The 21,011-nt window shown below is 53.2% G+C and carries 18 protein-coding genes, 1 tRNA gene and 1 riboswitch; of the genes, 7 read left to right on the top strand and 12 right to left on the bottom strand.

Annotated features, from left to right (window positions below; translation table 11 throughout):
* Positions 1-7: 7 nt before the first annotated feature.
* From KHQ09_RS05535 to KHQ09_RS05505, 7 genes are all read right to left on the bottom strand, one after another.
* Positions 8-1,021: an ABC transporter permease gene (locus KHQ09_RS05535; protein ID WP_075654437.1), complete on the bottom strand. Its 1,014-nt coding sequence runs from the start codon at positions 1,019-1,021 to the stop codon at positions 8-10.
* Complete coding sequence (locus KHQ09_RS05530) at positions 1,018-2,556, bottom strand: sugar ABC transporter ATP-binding protein (RefSeq protein WP_213596890.1); 1,539 nt, start codon at positions 2,554-2,556, stop codon at positions 1,018-1,020. The genes KHQ09_RS05535 and KHQ09_RS05530 overlap by 4 nt, the downstream gene beginning before the upstream one ends.
* Positions 2,553-3,707, bottom strand: a complete 1,155-nt coding sequence (locus tag KHQ09_RS05525) for a Gfo/Idh/MocA family protein (protein WP_213596888.1) — start codon at positions 3,705-3,707, stop codon at positions 2,553-2,555. The genes KHQ09_RS05530 and KHQ09_RS05525 overlap by 4 nt, the downstream gene beginning before the upstream one ends.
* 12 nt (positions 3,708-3,719) lie before the next feature.
* Positions 3,720-4,775, bottom strand: coding sequence for a sugar phosphate isomerase/epimerase family protein (locus tag KHQ09_RS05520; RefSeq protein ID WP_213596886.1), 1,056 nt, complete (start codon positions 4,773-4,775; stop codon positions 3,720-3,722).
* An 88-nt stretch (positions 4,776-4,863) separates the two neighbouring features.
* The gene (gene xylA / locus KHQ09_RS05515; protein ID WP_116086996.1) at positions 4,864-6,174 is read right to left on the bottom strand and encodes a xylose isomerase; all 1,311 of its coding nucleotides are present in this window, start codon (positions 6,172-6,174) and stop codon (positions 4,864-4,866) included.
* Positions 6,171-7,469, bottom strand: coding sequence for an ROK family protein (locus KHQ09_RS05510; protein WP_213596884.1), 1,299 nt, complete (start codon positions 7,467-7,469; stop codon positions 6,171-6,173). Before KHQ09_RS05510 ends, xylA begins: the two co-directional genes overlap by 4 nt.
* 356 nt (positions 7,470-7,825) lie before the next feature.
* Positions 7,826-7,899, bottom strand: a tRNA-Gln gene (locus KHQ09_RS05505).
* A 259-nt stretch (positions 7,900-8,158) separates the two neighbouring features.
* Here KHQ09_RS05505 and KHQ09_RS05500 point away from each other — a divergent pair.
* Positions 8,159-9,838 (top strand): Ppx/GppA phosphatase family protein, encoded by a 1,680-nt coding sequence (locus KHQ09_RS05500; RefSeq protein WP_420801431.1) that lies wholly within the window; start codon positions 8,159-8,161, stop codon positions 9,836-9,838.
* Positions 9,835-10,593 (top strand): RlmE family RNA methyltransferase, encoded by a 759-nt coding sequence (locus KHQ09_RS05495; protein ID WP_213596880.1) that lies wholly within the window; start codon positions 9,835-9,837, stop codon positions 10,591-10,593. Before KHQ09_RS05500 ends, KHQ09_RS05495 begins: the two co-directional genes overlap by 4 nt.
* A gap of 71 nt (positions 10,594-10,664) precedes the next feature.
* Here the strand turns inward: KHQ09_RS05495 and KHQ09_RS05490 are convergent, their stop codons facing one another.
* Positions 10,665-12,065 carry a DHA2 family efflux MFS transporter permease subunit gene (locus KHQ09_RS05490; RefSeq protein WP_116086991.1) on the bottom strand — a complete coding sequence of 467 codons (1,401 nt, stop codon included), beginning with the start codon at positions 12,063-12,065 and terminating at the stop codon, positions 10,665-10,667.
* A gap of 637 nt (positions 12,066-12,702) precedes the next feature.
* Positions 12,703-13,152: a GNAT family N-acetyltransferase gene (locus tag KHQ09_RS05485; RefSeq protein ID WP_213596878.1), complete on the bottom strand. Its 450-nt coding sequence runs from the start codon at positions 13,150-13,152 to the stop codon at positions 12,703-12,705.
* Positions 13,153-13,415: 263 nt separating this feature from the next.
* Positions 13,416-13,569, top strand: a riboswitch (FMN riboswitch).
* An 85-nt stretch (positions 13,570-13,654) separates the two neighbouring features.
* Between KHQ09_RS05485 and KHQ09_RS05480 the strand changes: the two genes are divergently transcribed.
* A complete protein-coding gene (locus KHQ09_RS05480) occupies positions 13,655-14,125 on the top strand; it encodes a 6,7-dimethyl-8-ribityllumazine synthase (RefSeq protein WP_213596877.1) in 471 nt (156 codons plus the stop codon).
* Between the two features lie 34 nt (positions 14,126-14,159).
* On the opposite strand, the gene fdhD is transcribed toward KHQ09_RS05480, so the two are convergent.
* Complete coding sequence (fdhD, locus tag KHQ09_RS05475) at positions 14,160-15,023, bottom strand: formate dehydrogenase accessory sulfurtransferase FdhD (RefSeq protein WP_213596875.1); 864 nt, start codon at positions 15,021-15,023, stop codon at positions 14,160-14,162.
* 289 nt (positions 15,024-15,312) lie between these two features.
* Here fdhD and KHQ09_RS05470 point away from each other — a divergent pair, with 289 nt between their 5' ends.
* From KHQ09_RS05470 to KHQ09_RS05455, 4 genes are all read left to right on the top strand, one after another.
* Positions 15,313-15,654 carry a protein tyrosine phosphatase family protein gene (locus tag KHQ09_RS05470; RefSeq protein WP_022711226.1) on the top strand — a complete coding sequence of 114 codons (342 nt, stop codon included), beginning with the start codon at positions 15,313-15,315 and terminating at the stop codon, positions 15,652-15,654.
* Positions 15,655-15,726: 72 nt separating this feature from the next.
* Positions 15,727-17,661, top strand: coding sequence for a DNA mismatch repair endonuclease MutL (mutL, locus tag KHQ09_RS05465; protein WP_213596873.1), 1,935 nt, complete (start codon positions 15,727-15,729; stop codon positions 17,659-17,661).
* A 35-nt stretch (positions 17,662-17,696) separates the two neighbouring features.
* On the top strand, positions 17,697-17,933 hold the full coding sequence (locus KHQ09_RS05460) for a DUF2093 domain-containing protein (RefSeq protein ID WP_022711228.1): 237 nt from the start codon (positions 17,697-17,699) through the stop codon (positions 17,931-17,933).
* Between the two features lies 1 nt (position 17,934).
* Entirely contained in the window at positions 17,935-18,390 is a 456-nt protein-coding gene (locus tag KHQ09_RS05455) for a GNAT family N-acetyltransferase (RefSeq protein ID WP_213596871.1), read from the top strand.
* On the opposite strand, the gene lpxK is transcribed toward KHQ09_RS05455, so the two are convergent.
* Positions 18,391-19,452 (bottom strand): tetraacyldisaccharide 4'-kinase, encoded by a 1,062-nt coding sequence (gene lpxK / locus KHQ09_RS05450; RefSeq protein ID WP_213596869.1) that lies wholly within the window; start codon positions 19,450-19,452, stop codon positions 18,391-18,393. It abuts the gene before it with no gap.
* Positions 19,452-20,801, bottom strand: coding sequence for a lipid IV(A) 3-deoxy-D-manno-octulosonic acid transferase (waaA, locus tag KHQ09_RS05445; protein ID WP_213596867.1), 1,350 nt, complete (start codon positions 20,799-20,801; stop codon positions 19,452-19,454). The genes lpxK and waaA overlap by 1 nt, the downstream gene beginning before the upstream one ends.
* Positions 20,802-21,011: the final 210 nt, after the last annotated feature.

Below are 21,011 nucleotides of genomic sequence, written 5' to 3'. Positions count from 1 at the left end.
TCTGCAATTACTGACGCCGCGACAATGACCGCTGCACCAGCATTGCAATAATGATAATCGCGCCCTGCACCGCTCCGATCAAATATTCACTGACCAGATCAGACAGAACCATAATATTACCGACAACTTCCAGAATGAGTGCACCGCAAACAGTGCCCCAGATACGGCCAACACCGCCGCGCAAGGCTGTACCGCCGATTACCACCGCGGTAATTGCCTGCAATTCCCACATCAGACCTGTGGTCGGTGTGGCTGCGCCCAGACGCGGAATGTAAATCAGAATAGCGATGGCAACACAGATGCCCTGAATGACAAAAGCCATTGTGCGCACGCGATTAACCGGAATGCCGGAATAACGCGCCACATCCTGATTGGAACCAACCGCGATAATATGGCGGCCAAAAGCTGTGCGGTAGAGTATGAAAGATGCAATCAGCGCCACAACAATGATTGCAACAATCGGCACCGGAACGCCCAGAATATTACCAAAATAAACCGGACGATAGGCTGCCCGCAGCTCCTGCGATTTCATGGCAATGGAACCGCCCTCAGCCAGATAGATCGTGAGTGCGCGGAAAATCCCCATTGTGCCGAGTGTAACGATAAATGGTTCGATACGTCCGAGTGTGGTGGTGACACCATTAGCCAGTCCGCAAAGCGCGCCGACAACAATGGCAATACAGGCAGCCACCAGCAACATCGGCAGAATGCCGGTGATGATGCCGGAGTTCATGAACATGATCGTAACAGCGGCGACAAAGGCAGACATCGAGCCGACAGACAGATCAAGACCGCCGGATGAAATCACAAAGGTCGCGCCGATAGCAATAATCGCGATGAAGGCACTGCGGGTTGCAATATTCAGCAGATTGTCCACACCGATGAAATTGGAATTCACCAGCGTTCCGAAGACCAGCAGAGCCGCCAATGCCACGAAAGGGGCAACAGCACGCAAATCCATATCCTGCCAGAAGCGGCGTTCTGTTGTATTTTGCGGAGTGGTTTTAGCCTGTTCTGTCATAGCGCCTCTGCAAAAATTGCAGCCTCTGAAGATGTGACACCGGTGGCATGCACAACAATTTCATTCTCGGTCATTTTGTCTCCGCTGAGTTCCGCAACGATACGGCCATTACGCATCACCAGCGTGCGATGACACAGGCCGATCAGCTCCGGCATTTCCGAAGAAATCACGATAACGGCTTTGCCCTGCGCGGCCAGCTCAGCAATAAAACGGTAAATCTGCTCTTTGGTGCCAATGTCGATACCGCGTGTCGGCTCATCAATAATCACAATATCCGGTTCAAGCAGCATCATCTTCGCCAGCAGCAATTTCTGCTGATTACCGCCTGAAAGCTGTCCGGCGAGAAGATCAGGATTGCGGGTACGGATATCAAAATCCCCGATTGCCTTCTGCAAAGCGGCAGCCTCGGCAGTGCGGTTGATCTGCAAACCTGAAAACTGGCTTAAAGCAGCCAATGTCAGATTGGTGCGCAGATTTTGTGCCAGCAACAGTCCTTTGCCTTTGCGGTCTTCACTCAGGTAAACAAGTCCGGCATCCATGCTCTCACGGGCATTGTGAAAGCGCCGTGCGGTTCCGTTCACACGCACAGTACCATGCGCATGACGCAAGCCCACCATGCCCTCGCAAAGCTCGGTGCGACCCGCACCGATCAGCCCTGCAAAACCGAGTATCTCGCCTTTATGCAGCGTGAAAGCACAACCGGATGCATAACCCGGAACAGTAAAATCCGAGACTTCAAGCACAGGCGTTTTGACCTGCGGGATAACGCGTTCAGGATAAAGCTGGGACATATCCCGACCGACCATCAGCTGTGCCATATCCAGAGGCTCCAGCCCCTCAGCCTCACGCGTTGTAATCATCTGCCCGTCGCGCAGCACTGTCACACGATCGGCAATGGCTTTCACTTCCGGCAGGCGATGCGAAATATACAAAATCGCAGCACCGCGATTACGGATAGCCATGATGACTTTGAGCAAAGCCTCGGTTTCAACCGGCGTCAGTGAAGCAGTCGGCTCGTCAAAAATCACCAGCCTGTGCGGCACCAGCAAAGCACGGGCAATCTGCACCAGCTGACGCTGTGCAATCGACAATTGCTCAACACGGGTTGTCGGATCGATATCAGCACCGAGATCTGCAACTGCCGCTCTGGCCTGCGCATTCATCGCACGGTCATTCAGCATCAGACCTTTGCGCTGCTCACGGCCGAGGAAAATATTCTGTGCAACGGTCATATCCGGTGCCAGCAAAATCTCCTGATGCACCAGCACAATACCGCGATGTTCCGCATCTACCGGCCCAGACAGCACAACCGGCTGCCCATCAATAAAGATTGTGCCCTTGCTCGGGTTTAAATGTCCGGCCAGCAGTTTCATCAATGTCGATTTACCGGCACCGTTTTCGCCGATCACCGTGTGGATTTCACCCTCACGGATATCCAGCGTAATATCGCGCAGCACTTCCACCGGTCCAAAACTTTTGGCCAGTCCCTCAACACGCATAAATGGTGATCTGCTGCTCGTGTCAGTTTCTATCATCGCAAATTTGTCCAGACATTGCCCGCTTTGGATGAAGCCACAGAGGCTTCAATAAAGCGCATTCCTTCAAGCCCGTCTTCAACAGTCGGATATAACACTGCCGCATCCGGTTTTTCACCATTGCGCGCGGCACGGATAGCGCGTGCTGCTTCCGTGTAAATCGTGGCAAATCCTTCGAGATAACCTTCCGGATGTCCGCCCGGAATACGGGTAACACGAGCCGCTGAGGCACCGGCTCCGGCACCGCCACGGGTGATGAGTTGCTTCGGCTCGCCAAAACGTGTGAACCACAGATAGTTCGGATCAGACTGCGACCATTCCAGCCCGCCTTTGCTGCCATAGACCCGCAGTTTCAGACCGTTTTCATTGCCGACCGCAACCTGACTTGCCCATAACATACCGCGTGCGCCGCCTTTGTAGCGCAGCATAATCTGCACATCATCGTCCAGTGCCCGACCTTCAACAAAACTGGTCAGCTGCGCCAACACAGCCTCGGTTTCAAGACCGCTGACAAATCCGGCCAGATGATAGGCATGGGTACCGATATCCCCGATTGCACCACCGGCTCCGGAGCGTTTCGGATCAGTGCGCCATTCAGCCTGCTTATTACCGCTCAGCTCACTGCGTTCTGTCAGCCAGTCCTGCGCATATTCGGCCTGTACGACACGGATATCGCCCAGATCACCATTGGCGACCATTTCCCGCGCCTGCCGGATCATCGGATAGCCGCTGTAATTATGGGTCAGCACAAAGATTTTGCCGGATTGCTGAACAGCTTCAACCAGTTGCTCGGCTTCAGCAACTGTTGTTGTCAGCGGCTTGTCGCAAATCACATGAATGCCTGCGGCCAGAAAAGCACGGGCAGCTGCGCCATGCAGATGGTTCGGCGTGACTATAGCCACAGCCTCAACCCCATCCGGCCTTTTGCTTTCCGCCAGTGCCATTTCTTCAAAAGACGCATAGGAGCGCTCAGGTGCAATGCCCAGTTCCTGCGCAGAAGCACCGGCGCGTGCCGGATCGGATGAAAGCGCACCGGCAACCAGTTCATACTGATCGTCGATCCGCGCTGCAATGCGATGCACCGCGCCGATAAAAGCGCCCTGCCCGCCGCCAACCATGCCAAGTCTGATACGATGTGCTGCGTTTCCCATAGCCACCTCCTCTTAACCCAGACCGAGCATTTTACGGTTTGCCGCATCATCAGTGCCCGCATCGGCAAAATCATCAAAAGCACGCTCTGTGACGCGGATGATATGATGGCGGATAAATTCCGCACCTTCCCGTGCACCGTCTTCAGGATGCTTCAATGCGCATTCCCATTCAAGCACTGCCCAGCTGTCGAAGTCATGCGTTGTCAGTTTTGAGAAAATACCACCGAAATCGACCTGCCCGTCCCCCAGCGAGCGGAAACGGCCTGCGCGGTTCACCCAGCTCTGGAAGCCGCCATAAACGCCCTGTCGTCCGGTCGGATTAAATTCCGCATCCTTGACGTGAAACGCCTTGATGCGTTCGTGATAAATATCAATGAAATCAAGGTAATCGAGCTGCTGCAACACGAAATGCGACGGATCATACAGGATATTGGCACGGGCATGATTTTTCACCCGATCCAGAAACATCTCATAGGAAATACCGTCATGCAGGTCTTCCCCCGGATGTAATTCGTAGCAAACATCCACACCGTTTTCGTCGGCATAATTGAGCAGCGGTGTCCAGCGCTGCGCAAGCTCATCAAAAGCTGTCTCAACAAGACCGGCAGGCCGCTGCGGCCACGGATAGACATAGGGCCATGCCAACGCACCGGAAAAGGATGCCATCGCAGTCAGGCCAAGATGTTTGGAAGCCCGCAGCGCGCGGCGCACCTGATCTTCCGCCCATACCCGACGCGCCTGCGGATTACCGCGCACTTCCTCATCGGCGAAGCCGTCAAAGGCTGCATCATAGGCCGGATGCACCGCAACAAGCTGCCCCTGCAAATGCGTTGAAAGCTCGGTAATTTCCAAACCATTATCAGCGGCGATGCCTTTGATTTCATCGCAATAGGTTTGCGAATCCGATGCTTTTTTCAGATCGAACAGACGCTTATCCCATGTCGGAATCTGCACGCCTTTATAGCCCAGCGAGGCTGCCCATTTGCAGATATTCTCAAAGGAGTTAAACGGTGCCGTATCCCCCGCAAACTGCGCCAGAAATATCGCCGGCCCTTTAATCGTTTTCATCATCCCACTCCCGAATTGTCTGTATCGTTTCTGATGTTCACCATTGCCAGAAGTGCAACTAGACGTAACGCCGTTGCACGAAGGGCAACTAAACGTAACAATTCACGATATTCTCCAGATATTCCTGACGACCGGAAACCGGCTGCGGCTCAATCCCGCTGTCACGCACATAGGCAGCAATGTCTTCCAGTGATTGTTTGCCCTGCAACATGGCCTGCGCCTGCGGCTGCTGCCATCCGGCATAACGTGCATCAAGCGGAGCGGACAAAGCTTTATCCTCAATCATTTTCGCTGCGGCTTTAAGCCCGCGTGCACAGCAATCCATCGCGCCGATATGCGCAATCAGCAGATCCTGCGGATCGAGCGACTGACGACGCAGCTTGGCATCAAAATTTGTGCCGCCGGTGGTAAAGCCGCCGCCTTGCAAAACCTGATAATAAGCCAGCGCCATTTCCGGCACATTGTTCGGAAACTGGTCAGTATCCCAGCCGGACTGGTAATCATTGCGGTTCATATCAATGGAGCCGAAAATGCCCAGCGCATTGGCCATTGCCAGTTCATGTTCAAATGAATGACCGGCAAGAATGGCATGTCCTTGCTCGATATTGACCTTCACTTCGCCTTCCAGACCATAGCGCTTGAGAAAGCCGTAAACGGTGGCGACATCAAAATCATATTGATGTTTGGTCGGCTCCTGCGGCTTAGGCTCGACAAGGATTGTGCCTTTGAAACCGATTTTATGCTTGTAATCGACCACCAGTGAGAGAAAGCGCCCCATCTGGTCTAACTCACGCCCTGCATCGGTATTCAGCAGGGTTTCATAGCCTTCACGCCCGCCCCAGAGCACATAATTCTCACCATTCAGGCGGTGCGTCACATCCATGCAATGCTTAACCGTGGCGGCAGCATAGGCAAAAATTTCAGGATCAGGATTGGTGGCAGCACCGGCCATATAGCGGCGATGCGAGAAAAGATTGGCTGTTCCCCAGAGCAGTTTGATGCCTGTCTGGTTCATCTTTTCCTGAAGATAATCGGCCATATGGTCGAGATTGGCCGATGTTTCCGCAAAATTTTTGCCCTCAGGGCGGATATCCGCATCGTGGAAACAATAATAAGGTGTACCGAGCAGCGTAAACAATTCAAAAGCCACATCAGCTTTGCGTTTCGCATGATCCAGCGTGTCGCCGAACCACGGGCGCTCAAAAGTCTGCCCGCCGAACGGATCGCCGCCAACCCATGCAAAACTGTGCCAATAGGCAATGGCAAAGCGCAGGTGATCTTCCAGCCTTTTGCCCAGCACAATCTCGTCCGGATTGTAGAAACGATAGGCAAGCGGATTGGTGCTTTTCTCACCCTCATAGCGGATGGGTTTATCCAATCCGAAGAAACCTGTGCTCATGCCGTTACCCTCTGTGCGTTATTATTATTTGTCACCAGCAATTTTGATTTCTGAACTTCCGTCTCCGCATCAACGCGGAGCAAAGATGTGATTGCACAGCCTTGCAGGATCAGCGGCTGTTCCGACGGATAGCAACGGATGGTCAGATCTTTTGGTGATTGCAGGCCGTTACGCGGCCCGACCTGCCGTCCATCGGCAAGATCGCCGCTGATGGTCTGGCGCAATTCATCCTCGATGAGATCAAAGGCGTGCACACCGGGACCGACAAAGGCCAGCGGCACCGGATCAATCAGCGAGAAAATGCTGCGCAAGGCAAAACCAAGCGCCTTGCCTGCCTGCTGGAAAGCCTGCCGCGCAACGCCGTCTGCCGTTCTGGCCTCATGCGCCAGCGCATAAAAATCGCTCTCGGGAATCATCGCCACGGGCGCACTGTTTTCATCAACACCATGCGCCTTGCGCCAGATGCCATAATCACTGGCATAGGCCTCAAGACAACCGTGGCGACCACAGCGGCATAAAGCACCATCCGGCATATAGACCACATGGCCGAATTCCGCTGCCGACGAGCGCGCACCGGAAAACGGCTCGCCTTTCAGATACAGCCCCATGCCGATACCGGAAGAAAACAGAATGGCAGCAAAATCCCCATGGAAGATATCCGGCTGCGACCAGCGCAAGGCTTCGGCGATCATCAGGCAGTCGTTGAAAACCATCACCGGAACATCAAAAGCCTGCTTCAGAAACTCAGCGATAGTTACATTTTCCGCACCGATTGTCGGTGACCAGACCAGCATCTGATGGGCAGCATCGGTCATGCCCTGCACACTCACAGAGATATGGCGCAGATTTTTCGCCTGATCAGGATAGCGGTTGAGTAATTCGCTGATCTGACGCTCCAAGGCTGCAAGAAGTGCATCCGGCGCTATAGTCAGCGTATCAAGCTGCAATTGCTCAAAAGCAATTCTCTGCCCCGCATAATCGAACAGGTCTGTGTCAATCACATTCAGCGCGATATTGACCGCAACGACAGATGCGCATTGCGGATTGAGCCCGAGCAAAACCTGCGGACGGCCGCGCTTGCCCTCGGCATTATTCGTGGCTTCTGTTTCAGGCACTTCAACGAGCACCTGCTCTGCCAGCAACATGGCACTGATAGCGGAAATTGTGGAGTGGCTCATGCCGGTCATGCCGGCGATATCCGTGCGTGACAGACTGCCGGACTGCCGCAGCAACCGCAGAATCCGTCGCCGGTTTTGCCAGCGCAACTCTTCAGATCGTGAAACGCCTCCCGTCACACGACACCTCCCTTATACGGAACGGTTCTTAGCGACCTGTTTCCGTCTGTCTCCTCTGCGGATAAGACTGGCACGGATTTTTCTGCTTGTCATCTATTTTTCGAGTATCGAAAAAAATAAGATTTCTATGCCTCAGCAATAAAATCAGACCGGATAATTAAAAAATGAAGGCAGATGACAGGGAAATAAAAGAATCACATGCCGCATCGGCTGGTGCGATTCGGATAAATTACAATTTTCGGAAAATTCGATTCTTCTTCAGAAAATACCGCTGACACGGAAATATACCGTATCAAAACAATGAATTACCGCTTTAAGCGGATGAATCTCTGTATTTTGTAAAGTGAGAAGAAAATTGGCTGGGGAACCTGGATTCGAACCAAGACTAACGGAGTCAGAGTCCGTCGTTCTACCATTAAACTATTCCCCAGCATCGCTGCTCTGTGAGAGCGAAGCGGTGACGCTCGCGGCGCCGTGGGTGGTCATATAATTGATATTTTCACAAATGCAAACCCTCTTTGCACTGATTTCAATATATTTTTCCACAGATCACAAAATTCTCCTTTCTCTTAGCAATTTGCGCCCCTTGGTAAATCGGCAAAGGACTGTTACATTAAGGGCAACGTGAAATAGTCTGCACCATGCCTGCGTCCCTGAAGGGTTCGCGCGGTGCCAAAAGGACAAAAACTTTGAAGAACCCCGATCTGCACACCCCAAAGGTGTCTATCAACGGGGCGTCTGGCGGCAAAGAAGGAAGAACATCTTCCTCTGAACCGCCAAATACAGGGCAACGGCCAGGCCGTTCTCCTGTCGGCTCATCGTCACCAAAGCCCGTGGCAGATGAATCGGGGCGCTTCGATAAAAAACAGCGCAAACGCGCGCGCCGGCGAAAAGCCGGTAAGCATAATGGCTCGGAAACGATGTCAGCCGGTGCACAAGGGTCTTCCCTTGCCGCCGAACGGGTTTCTGCAAACAGCGATAAGTCATCCTCAGCTAAATCAGCGCGTGCAGAAAACGCCTCCGGCAATCATGCACCGAAAAGCGAGCAGAAAAACGGCCAAAGAAACGGGAAAAAACTCTCGAACCGCCGCAGACGCTCGCGTCGTAAAAAGCAGGACAATCCGGCCGCAGCCAACAATATAGCTGCAACACCGTCTGCTCAGTCCGCTTCACAAGCGCAAACCGCCAAGCACGGCCATGCACCGAACCGCCAAAGCCCGAAACCAATTGCGGCCAGAGCAGAGCATAATTCCGGCCATGCAGGCGAAAGCCGCGCGCCGCAGGCTGCGCAGCCGCGCGCCTATGAGCCGCCACTTTATGCAGCGCTTGATCTTGGCACCAATAATTGCCGTCTGCTGATTGCCACACCAAGCAGACCCGGACAATTCCGCGTTGTCGATTCCTTCTCGCGTATTGTGCGTCTTGGTGAAGGCTTCGGCACCAGCGGCCGCCTGAGCGATCAGGCAATGAATCGTGCGATTGAAGCGCTGAAAATCTGCCGTGATAAGCTTGAGAGCAAGAATATCCGCCGCAGACGCCTGATCGCGACGGAAGCCTGCCGCTCGGCCAGCAATGGTGCGGATTTTCTGGAGCGGGTACGCGAGGAAGCCGGTCTTGAGCTGGAAATTGTGGACCGTCAGACTGAAGCAAGCCTTGCGGTTTCCGGTTGCGGCACTCTGGTCAATCGCGAGACCGATGCACTCGTATTGTTTGATATCGGCGGCGGTTCTTCGGAAATCGCCCTGATTGATGTGACCTGCCGCCGCTCTTCGCGTCTTGCAGAACATATCACCGCATGGACCTCCCTGCCCGTAGGCGTTGTCACTCTGGCGGAGAAATTCGGTGGACGCGATGTTACGCCTGAAAATTATGCAGAAATGGTTGCCTATGTTGCCGGTATGCTGAATGATTTCAGCGAGCGGCATAAACTTGGTGAACTTGCCCAAAGCACACATTTCCATCTGCTCGGCACATCCGGCACCGTAACCACTCTGGCAGGCATTCATCTTGGGCTTGAGCGCTATGACCGCCGCCGCGTGGATGGCATGTGGATGGGGTCACAGGATGTAACCGACATGACCGCCAAGCTATTGTCATGGGATTTCAAAACCCGTGTGGCCAATCCGTGCATCGGTGCTGACCGTGCTGATCTGGTGCTGGCCGGTTGTGCTATTCTCGATGCCATCCGTCAGATCTGGCCGAGCGAAAGATTACTGGTTGCCGATCGCGGTTTGCGTGAAGGTATCCTCACTGAATTGATGTCCCGCGATGGCGCATGGCGCCACCGCCGCCCTCATCAGGCAAAAGAAACTTATATGAAAAACGGTTCCGGCAGGGACACGCAGCTAAAGGGCAGACAGTCGATATGAGCGGTTCTGGAAGCAAGTCCGGCAAATCAAAATTCGGCAACACCACCGGTGGCCGTGGCGGCGCAGGCACGCGCGGTATGCATGTGCGTGTCAAGAAAAAGGCCGGCACGATCAAAGAAACATCGCGCCGCTGGCTGGAACGCCATCTCAACGACCCTTATGTGCAGCAGTCCAAGGCAGACGGCTATCGCTCCCGCGCGGCCTATAAGCTGATCGAGATTAATGAGCGCTATAATATTCTGAAAAAAGGCCAGAAGATTATCGATCTTGGCGCTGCCCCTGGTGGCTGGAGCCAGATTGCAGCGAAGATCGTTGGTTCCAATGATGAGCAGCCGCATGTTGTCGGCATCGATTATCTCGACGTTGATCCGTTGCCGGGTGTTGCGCTCCTGAAAATGGACTTTCTGGATGATGAAGCACCGAATGCAATTATGAATGCATTGGGCGACTCACCTGATCTGGTGATTTCTGATATGGCGGCACCAACGACCGGTCATCGCCGCACCGATCATCTGCGCACCGCGCATTTGTGCGAAGTGGCAGCGCATTTCGCCGTTTCGGTGCTGAAACCGGGCGGTCACTTCCTGACCAAAACCTTTCAGGGCGGCACCGAGAACGACCTGCTGACCATGCTGAAGCAGAATTTCCGCTCTGTGCATCACGTTAAGCCACCTGCATCGCGTGCGGAATCCGTTGAGCTTTATCTGCTCGCCCGTGATTTCAAAGGCCGTAAGGATGATGACAGCGAAGAATAAATTCGCCTCATTCTATTCAACCAAAAAGCGCGGTTCAGCCGCGCTTTTTTGTTGCTTCAAGTACCAAATGCTCAATGTATCTTTTTCACTTTAGGCGCGAATTTCTTTTCATAAAGCTCCTGCCCTGCTTCAGGCTTCAGTTTAACAAAAGAGAAGAAAGCCAGCGCGGAAATAGCGCCGACAATATAAAACGCGATATGAAAATCCTGCAATTGCAGCACAGAACCACGAATGATTGTGCTCAGTTCCAGTATCACACCGGCCAGCGCCACACCCATTGCAATTGAAACCTGCTGGGCAACCGCAGAAATCGGCGTTGCCTGACTGGTTTTGTCGTCGGGAATTTCTGCAAATCCCAGCGCATTCACTCCTGTGAAGAACATTGAGCGCAGGAAGCCGCCAAACAGCAAGGCGATCAGGATCAGTGTCATCGGTGTTTGCGGGGTGAAAAAACCGTTCAGGATAATAAAACATGCGGATGCGAGAGAGCCGAACATCAGCAACCGGCGGAAGCCAAAACGGGAGAAAACCCGTGTCGCTCCGAATTTCATCAGCAATGCCCCGATTGCCGAAACAAAAGTGATCATACCGGATTGAAACGGATCAAGCCCGAAACCGAGCTGCAACATCAGCGGCAGCAAAAACGGAATAGCACCAATGCCCAAACGGAACAGGCTGCCGCCGACAACGGAAATACGGAACACATCATTCTGAAACAATGACAAATCCAGCAGCGGATTTTCCACGCGCTTTGCATGGCGGATATATAGAGCTGTCGACAGCAGACCGACACCAAGCGTGATAATACCCACCGCAGGCGGCAGCGCCGGAAGACTAACCACAGAAAGCCCGAAGACCACACCGGACATTGCCAGCCCCGACAGGATAAAACCGGTCACATCCAGCTTGCGCGGCAGCGGCACATCCAGCACCGGCAGATATTTGGTGGCAAACCAGATACCGGCCAAACCAATCGGCACATTGATCAGGAATATCCAGTGCCAGCTGAAATAGGTTGTGATGAAACCGCCGACCGGTGGCCCGACCAGAGGCCCCACCATGCTCGGGATTGCCAGCCATGCCATCGCATTGACCAACTGATTACGCGGTGTAGAGCGCAACAAGACCAGACGACCGACCGGCGTCATCATCGCCCCGCCCATGCCCTGCAGAAAACGCGCGACCACAAAGCTCATCAGAGAATTGGATGCTGCACAGGCCACAGAGCCGATCACAAAAACCGCAATCGCTGCACGAAATACATTGCGTGCGCCATAGCGGTCGGCCATCCAGCCGCTGACCGGAATAAACACCGCCAAAGATACGAGATAGGATGTGAGCGCCAGCTTCAGCGCAATGGGGCTGGTGCCGATATCGGCTGCAATTGCCGCCAGAGAGGTCGAAATCACATTCGAATCCATCTGCTCCATAAAGAGCGCGACGGCCAGAACCAGCGGAATAATGCGATTCACAATACGAATCCTGAATGTCAGATATGTTTCATCATGGTCATTATATAAACCAGCCAGACCGGATTACACGCAGAATTGACCGGACCGGCAAAGTTTTTTAACGGGCAAAAACATAGTGTCACAAAATTTAACGCGGGCAACAAATCGTGTGCGAACGTGATTAATTTCGACTTAAAAAACAATGGATTGTGATGAGCGTGTTACAATTGAAGAACCCGCTCCCTCTTGTCTGCCAAGGCCGGAAAACAAGGCTCAAACCATGACCGGCATCGCCGGAGCGGCAGAAAAAAGCGCTTTCGGGTTGCGTGACCGGTTACACGCTGTTACATTTGGTGAGTAAACAGAAATGAGCAAAGCATCGATAAGGGGCCGATGCGTAGAGGTGTGAGATGACTGAGATCACCAAAAGCGCAATACTTTATACCATGATGATCATCACGCTGAATACGGCCATTGCCATTAGTGTGATCGGGCTGGATTTCCTGCCATAATCATCATGACGGATGAGCATAGCGGCGCTGTATTGATAAGCGAATGAATGCTCTTAACCTGTTTATGCGGGAGAACTCCCGTGCTGCAGATTTCACAAGAGGTCTGCCGGAAGTGTTCCGGCAGACCTTTTTTATTATCTGTAGAGCTACAGATCACGACGCATATGGATGACTTCAAAAGGCAGGCCTTCGCCATCCTGCGGATCACGCGCGGTTTCAGTAAAACCGTTACGCAGATAGAAACTATGTGCCTGCGTGTTCAGTGCATAAACTTCAAGCGACAGCGTTTTCTTCAATTGCAGTGCATGGTCGAGCAATTGACGGCCAAGACCCTTGCCATGAATTTTGGTATCGATGAAAAGGCCACCGATAAACTGATCCATCAGACCGATAAATCCGGCCGGTTGTCCGTTTTCGAGGATCACCCAGTTTTCAGCTTGTTTCAGATAGATATCCCGCACCTGTTCAGACTGTAATTGCAGGCGCTCCTGTCCCAGAAAACTATGGGCGAATTGCGAGGCCTCCAGCCAGATAGCGACCAGAGTTTCCGTATCCTCATTGCGGATCGGGCGGATTTCATTTCGTATTTGTATCATGATAATTTTAGTCCATTGAAAGATATTATACGCGCCCTGCTATGGGCTGCAAAAGGCGCAACTCAACCCTCAGCCATTTATGAAAAGGCTGTCGGGGAAACACTTGCTATGAGTTGCTGCGCATAAATCTCCTGATTGGACTGCGCCTCCATATCACCGGCACAAAAGCGAAGCAAGATTGTAAAGTAAAACGGAAACACATTGTCCACTCGACTTCCCCGTCAGCTGTCTGTATGAGACATGCGTCGCGCAATAATGCGCGATGTTGTTCTCGGGGCGGGGTGCGATTCCCCACCGGCGGTATGAAGAGGAAACTCTTTGAGCCCGCGAGCGTCTGAATGAAGCAATTTGTTCAGAGTCAGCAGATCCGGTGCGATGCCGGAGCCGACGGTATAGTCCGGATGAAAGAGAGCAAAGACACGGTTAAACAGCACCCGCTTTCTGCGTGTGATCTGTCGATTTGTGAATTTGCGCCCTGATTCTAGTATCAAGAGATGAAACTATGAACCAGAGCTTGACCAACCCATCTTCCCTCAAAGTTGCATTCATTCAGGCGCGTTGGCACGCCGATATCGTGGATGAAGCACGCAAATCCTATATTGAAGAACTGGCTAAACTGACTGACAACGGCATTGAAACCGAAGTCTTTGACGTGCCGGGTGTATTCGAAGCACCGCTTCTTGCCCGCACGCTGGCCGGCACCGGCAAATATGCTGCTGTTGTGGCAGCGGGTTTTGTGGTTGACGGCGGCATTTATCGCCATGATTTCGTATCCGACGCAGTTATCAAGGGCCTGATGCAGGCACAGATGGATACTGATGTGCCTGTCTTAAGCGTTGTACTGACCCCGCATCACTACCATGACAGCAAAGAGCATCATGATTTCTTCTATGCGCATTTCAAAGTCAAAGGCCGTGAAGCAGCCCATGCAACCGTGCAGATTTTGAATACTTACAGCAAAATCGAAGCCTGATAATTATAGAGACAGCTCGTTTAACGAGCCGTCTCTACTCTGTAATACGGTGCGGATGCGTATAAACATCAAATTCCGCACCGCGCACCAGTGCAACCAGTGTAATATTCAGCGCTTCAGCGGTGCGGATTGCCAAAGCCGTCGGCGCGGAAATCGCCATAATCACCGGCGAACGGATAGCCGCTGTTTTCTGCACCATTTCCAGTGAAACACGGCTGGTTACAACCACAGCCCCCCGCGCCGGATTGGCATTTTCAGCCTTGCCCTCACCGCGCAACAAGAAGCCCGCCAGCTTGTCCAGCGCATTGTGCCGCCCGACATCCTCGCGCACGGCCAATATCTCGCCACCGCTCTGATGTGCCTGATAGAAACCAGCAGCATGAACGGCTCCGGTCGTCCGATGCAAAATTTGCAAATCCCACATCTGCTCTGCGGCCTGCACAATCTGCTCAGAACGCAGTGTGAAATCACTGTCAGCAACCGGCGGGAACTCCCGCACGGCCTCAGTAATCGATTCAATACCGCATAGGCCACAGCCAACCGGCCCCGCCATATGACGGCGGCGGGCAGTCAGTGCATCGCGTTTCAGATCAGATAATTGCATCTGCACATCAATACCGGCGGGAAAGCTCTGAATATCCATCGCCTCGATTTCAGAAGCCTGTGCAATAATGCCTTCGCAGAGGCTGAAACCAACAGCAAAATCCTCAATATCCTGCGGGCTGGCCATCATCACCGCATGGGTGGTACCGCCATAGGAAAAGGCCACCGGAAGCTCTTCTGCCACCTGCCGCTGCGAGGCTTTCAGCACGCCCTGACGGTGGATAATATTACTGACCTCAGATGTAGCCGACGGAATATCCGCACCTTCTCTCTCAAGTCCGCAGGTTTTATCCATAGTTTTCCCTTTCAACCCTCTGACGCCATAACTATATGCTTTTATCGGAAGCATATACCAGCGTTTAAACGGATGATAATTTCCGCCATGACGCGGCAGTTTCAACAGGCAATAAGCGCTTTCGGGGTGGTAAGCACATCACGATGCTATATTCTGAAACAAATCCACCAGAGCGTGTTGTATTTGATCACAGCCACGGCACTCGCTCTGGATTCTTTTAATTGTCGCATGTTCGCGGGAGCTCAAATGACTCCATTTGAGCCGACATGCTTTAATGAGGTTCTGATTTATGGACATTCGTCTGATTGATGAAAATTTTGCTGTCACCGGCCAGCTGGCACCGGAAGATATTGCCGGTGTTGTGGCACAGGGCTTCAAAACCCTGATTTGCAACCGTCCGGATCATGAATCCGACGGCCAGCCGCTCTATGATGCGGTTGCGCAGGCAGCAACAGCCGCCGGTCTGCAAACCTATTTCATCCCTGTGGCCGGTGGCCAGATCACGCAGGAAAATCTGGACGAGATGACAGCGGCTCTGGAAAATGCACCGCAGCCTGTGCTCGCTTATTGCCGCTCCGGCACCCGCTGCACCAATCTTTACGGCATTGTTCAGCAGCAGAAACAGCGCTGATTAAGCTCAATGATGATGTGCGGATACGTTCCGCACATCATCTGAATTCTACAAAACGCAGCGGATCATTTTATGTCTATCAAGCTCCTGAGCGAAACCATTATCAACCAGATTGCTGCCGGTGAGGTGATTGAACGCCCTGCCAGCGTGGTGAAAGAGCTGGTGGAAAATGCGATTGACGCCGGTGCTACACGTATTGAAATTGTGACTGCAGGCGGCGGCAAGAACCTGATCCGCGTAACGGATAATGGTGGTGGTATTCCGGCTGATGAACTGGCACTCGCAGTCTCCCGCCACTGCACCTCCAAGCTGACCGATGATGTGCATGATATCCGCGCTCTTGGCTTTCGCGGTGAAGCGCTGCCATCCATTGGTTCCGTTGCGCGACTGAGCATTAAATCACGCACAACTGATGCCGATTCCGGCTATGAGGTTGTGGTGCGTGGCGGACATCTGGAAGGCCCGCGCCCGACTGCGATCAATCGCGGGACGATTGTTGAAGTCAGCGATCTGTTTTATGCGACCCCTGCCCGCCTGAAATTTATGAAAACCGACCGTGCCGAATCCACCGCCATAACGGAAGTGGTGAAGCGCATCGCGATTTCCTTCCCGCAAATCCGTTTTTCCATCGCCGGTACGGATCGCAGCCCGCTGGAGTTGCCTGCCACATGCAGTGCCGGCGAAACTGTCACTGAAACCGCCATGCTGGAGCGCATTTCGCAGGTGCTTGGCGCTGATTTCTCCGAAAATGCACTGGCACTCGACAGTGAGCGTGAAGGCGTGCGCCTTACCGGCTTTACAGCTATTCCGTCTTTCAACCGTGCCAATTCCCTGCACCAGTTTGCCTATATTAACGGCCGTCCGGTGCGTGACAAGCAGGTGTTTGGCGCATTACGCGGCGCCTATTCCGATGTGATTGCCCGTGACCGCCATCCGGTCGGTGTGTTGTTTCTCCAGCTTGATCCGGCTCATGTTGATGTCAATGTGCATCCGGCCAAGGCTGATGTGCGTTTCCGCGATCCGGGACTGGTGCGCGGTCTGATTGTCGGCAGCATTCGTCATGCTTTGGCGCAATCAGGCATCCGCCCAGCCACGAGTGGAACTGAGGCCATGCTGAAAGCCTTTCAGGCGCAAGGTTTTGAAGCAAAAGATTTCACAGCACCCGAGCGTTCATCAAGCTCATTTACCTCATCCCCTGCACGCAACTGGCAGTCTGCATCCAATTATCGACCTGAACCGCCGCGTCAGGAATGGTCACCGCAGACCGCACATCCGGCTCAGCGCCCGTTGCATCTCGATACACAACCGGCACCACGCTTTGAACAGGCCGGTTTCGGTGAGGCTTTACAGGCAACGATTTCACAATTCGCGGCGCCCAGTGCTGACAGCCGTGCCGCAGAAATTGAAGCACCGGCAGAGTTATTGCGTGCTCCGCTTGGTGCCGCACGGGCGCAAATCCATGCGAATTATATTGTTGCCCAGACCGAAGACAGTCTGGTGATTGTTGACCAGCATGCCGCCCATGAAAGACTGGTTTATGAAGCGCTGAAAACCGCGTTGGAATCCAAACCGATGGCTGCGCAGATGCTACTGATCCCTGAGATTGTTGACCTGCCGGAAGAAGATGCGGAGCGTGTTGTCGCCCACGCGCCGACGCTGGAGCGCTTTGGTCTGAGTGTGGAACAGTTCGGCCCCGGTGCTGTGGCTGTGCGCGAGACACCGGCCATGCTCGGCGAAATGGATGTGCAGCAGCTGATCCGCGATCTGGCGGATGAAATTGCCGAACATGACACCGCCAACGGTTTGAAAGATATGCTCAATCATGTTGCCGCGACTATGGCCTGTCATGGCTCTGTGCGCTCCGGCCGCCGCATGAAAGGCGAGGAAATGAACGCGTTGTTGCGCCAGATGGAAGCCACACCGGGCTCAGGCACCTGTAATCACGGGCGGCCGACCTATATAGAATTAAAACTCAGCGATATTGAACGTCTGTTCGGACGCAGGTAAAGATTACCCAAACACACTGAAGACAAGAAAGAATAATGAATATGTTTTCCAGCAATCGCAACGGTGAAGCCAAATTGCGCTACCTCGATGGTGATTATCAGGTTCTCGAACCGGGCTCCTATGTGATCTGTGCGGTTACCGGCGAAAAAATTGAACTGGATGATCTGCGCTACTGGAGCGTTGCCCGTCAGGAAGCCTATGTGAACGGCCTCGTCTCCTATCAGCGTGAACTGGAAGCCAATCCTGAACTGCGCCAGCGCAGCAAGAGCTAAAATGGCATACGAAATATCAGACCTGAAGACCCAGCCGCATTTTCTCGATGATGCAGCCGACCGCGTTTGGAATGCATGGTGGCGGCAGGACGGTCATGAACTGGACTTCATAAAAGGCCTGTTTCAGGAAAATCTGACGGCAGAGACCACACCGGTTGCGCTCATCGCCCATGAAGGCAGTGAGTTTCTCGGCACTGTTTCGCTGATTGACAGTGATATGGAAGCCCGCCCGCAATATACGCCGTGGGTCGCAGCCCTCTGGGTTGATGAACAGCAGCGTTCGCATGGCATCGGCGGTGCCTTGCTGAAAGCCGCAGCGCAACAAGCCCGCGACCTGAATTTCTCGGAAGTCTATCTTTGCGCTGAAGCTGACAAGCATGATTATTATGCTGCGCGCGGCTGGCTTTTGATTGAAGAAAATATTGATGGCCTCAATATTTACCGTCAACCCCTCTGATTAGAGCTCAAGACTACGCTCAAGAAAATTTTGTCGTGTTGTTTTGATAATGCGTTGCAAAATTTTCTCACGGCCAAAATCAAGCCGCACATCAAAAATAGCAATGTCGCGCAGCCAGTCGCCTTCGACAGCAGATTGCAATCCATGCAGACGCACATAATCTTTCGCTGTGGTTGCCAATATCAGATTAGCTTCCCGCGCCTGCGCAATAAGCTGACGGACATCTTCCGGCTTGTAATTATAATGATCGCCAAATGAGCGGTTGATGACCACTTCCCCGCCCAGTTCTGTCACACTGTCATAGAATTTCTGCGGATTGCCGATACCGGCAAAAGCGAGAAACTTTTTCCTCTCAACCGGTTGTTCCGCCACCGAAACCAGACGCGCATCAAAAAACGGCTTATTACTGCGCGCCGCCATGCGGATCACATTCTCCGAGGCATCCTCGCCTTTCAGATGGTTCGGCGTTATGCGCAGCAGTGCCGATGCCTGCTGCATCTGCGCCATCAAAGGCGCACGCAAAGGCCCAGCCGGAATGATTTTTCCGTTGCCTATCCCGCGTGCGGCATCCACCACCAGCAGTGCATAATCATAAAACAGACGCGCGCTCTGAAAGCCGTCATCCATAATGATGAAGTTGCAACCATGCTTTTCCAGCAATTGCGCTGCATGCAAACGATTGGCCGAAACCGCGACCATGGCATGTCTTGCCAGCAGCAGCGGCTCATCGCCGGTCAGCTTGGCTGTATCCTGCGCCACATCCACCAGATGCACGCCTTTGAAAGAACCGCCATAACCGCGCGAGACTATACCGGGCTTAAAGCCTTCAGCCTTTGCAGCCTCAGCAAAGGCGATACAGGTCGGCGTTTTACCCGCTCCGCCAACGGTGAAATTACCGATACACAAAACCGGCATGGCAATTTCCGGCGGCTCTGCATTCACCATACGCTTTTTAGCAACCGAGCCATAAATTGCAGCCACCGGCGATAGCAATACAGACTGCCAGCCAGCCTTACGCCACCAGAAACCTGAAATATCTGCCGGTGTCTTATTTGCAGCCATCACGGCTGCTCCGCGACATCTGTCTCAGCCAGAGGTTCAACAACTGTCGTATCCAGACGGGATTTGACAGCCAGCGGCTGTATAAAAGGCTCAAGCGCCGTGAGTGTGCGCTCCAGCGCGCCGCGCATATCACCGACCGTGCGTTTTCCGGCCTCGGTCATGGTTTTCAGCTTTTCCGGATTATTGAACAAAAAATTCACCGCACCGGCCAGCATATTGTGATCGCTGACAAGTTTGGCACCGCCGTTTTTAATCAGGCGCTGATAGGATTCACGGAAATTCTGCACATTGCGGCCGGACAAAACTGCCGTGCCGAGCATCGCTGGTTCCAGCGGATTTTGCCCGCCGTCACCGGTCAGGGATTTGCCGACAAAAGCAATCTGTGACAGGCGCAGATACAAGCCCATTTCGCCGATTGTATCGCCAAGATAAACCGCTGTTTGCGGAGTGATTTCCTCATTACGGCTGCGCTGAGCAACAGTCAGCCCCTTGGCTTCGATCATGGCGCGGATTGCCTCAGCGCGATCCGGATGACGCGGCACAATCATAGTCAGCAAATCCGGGTGGCGGGTGCTGAGCATTGTATGCACTGTCGCAGCAATATCTTCCTCACCCTCATGGGTAGAAATCGCAGCCCAGACTTTGCGCTTGCCAATTTGCTGTTGCAAACGCTCTAGTTCCTGCGGATCAACCGGCGGGGCATCGGTGTCTACTTTAAGATTGCCGGAAATCGTGACCGGACGTGCGCCGAGCTGACGGAAGCGTTCGCCATCCGCATCAGACTGCGCCACCACATGGGCAAAATTTTCAAACAAAGCCTCAGCAACGGAGCTGCGCTTTTTCCATTTCGTATAGGAACGATCAGACATCCGCCCGTTGATCAGGATTTGCGGAATATGGCGTTTGCCAAGTTCCAGAATGGTCATCGGCCAGATTTCGGATTCACATTTAATCGCCACATCCGGTTGCCAGTGATCCAGAAAACGGCGCACGGCAGGCAGCAAATCCAGCGGTACATATTGGTGAATAACCCTGTCACCAAGACGTTCGCCCACCAGCGCAGCAGAAGTGCGCGTGCCGGTGGTCAGCAAAATGCGGATATCCTGTGCCAGAAAATGCTCGATCAGCGGCAGAATGGCGGTAAATTCGCCCACACTCGCAGCATGCATCCAGACCAGCGGCCCGTCAGGGCGGGCAATCTGGCTGCGGCCGTAACGTTCGGCGCGGCGGCTGCGGTCTTCTTTGCCTTTGGAAACACGATAGCTGATATAGGGCCCGATCAGCGGATAGGCCGCACAACCGGCAGCCTTATAGATCTTAAGAACAGTGCGGGCCCATTTTTCACTCATTCTTATCTCCATACCGGCCTTGTTTTATGCCGTACAGCAGTTCTGTTCTGTAAAACGAACATAAAATACCGGAAACACAAAGGGCACAAAGACTATTTGCGCCCCTGCGCAAGCTATTGAAATCTTGCATAAAGATGCCCGGCGAACCAAGCCTATCTTAAGTTTATACACGAATAAACCGGTCACAAGGTGATTATATAAAAGAATGCC

Source organism: Pseudochrobactrum algeriensis (assembly GCF_018436245.1).
In the GTDB taxonomy this organism is placed as follows: domain Bacteria; phylum Pseudomonadota; class Alphaproteobacteria; order Rhizobiales; family Rhizobiaceae; genus Pseudochrobactrum; species Pseudochrobactrum saccharolyticum.
The sequence above is the reverse complement of the archived record's forward strand: the minus strand, read 5'-3'. Positions and strand labels throughout refer to the sequence as shown.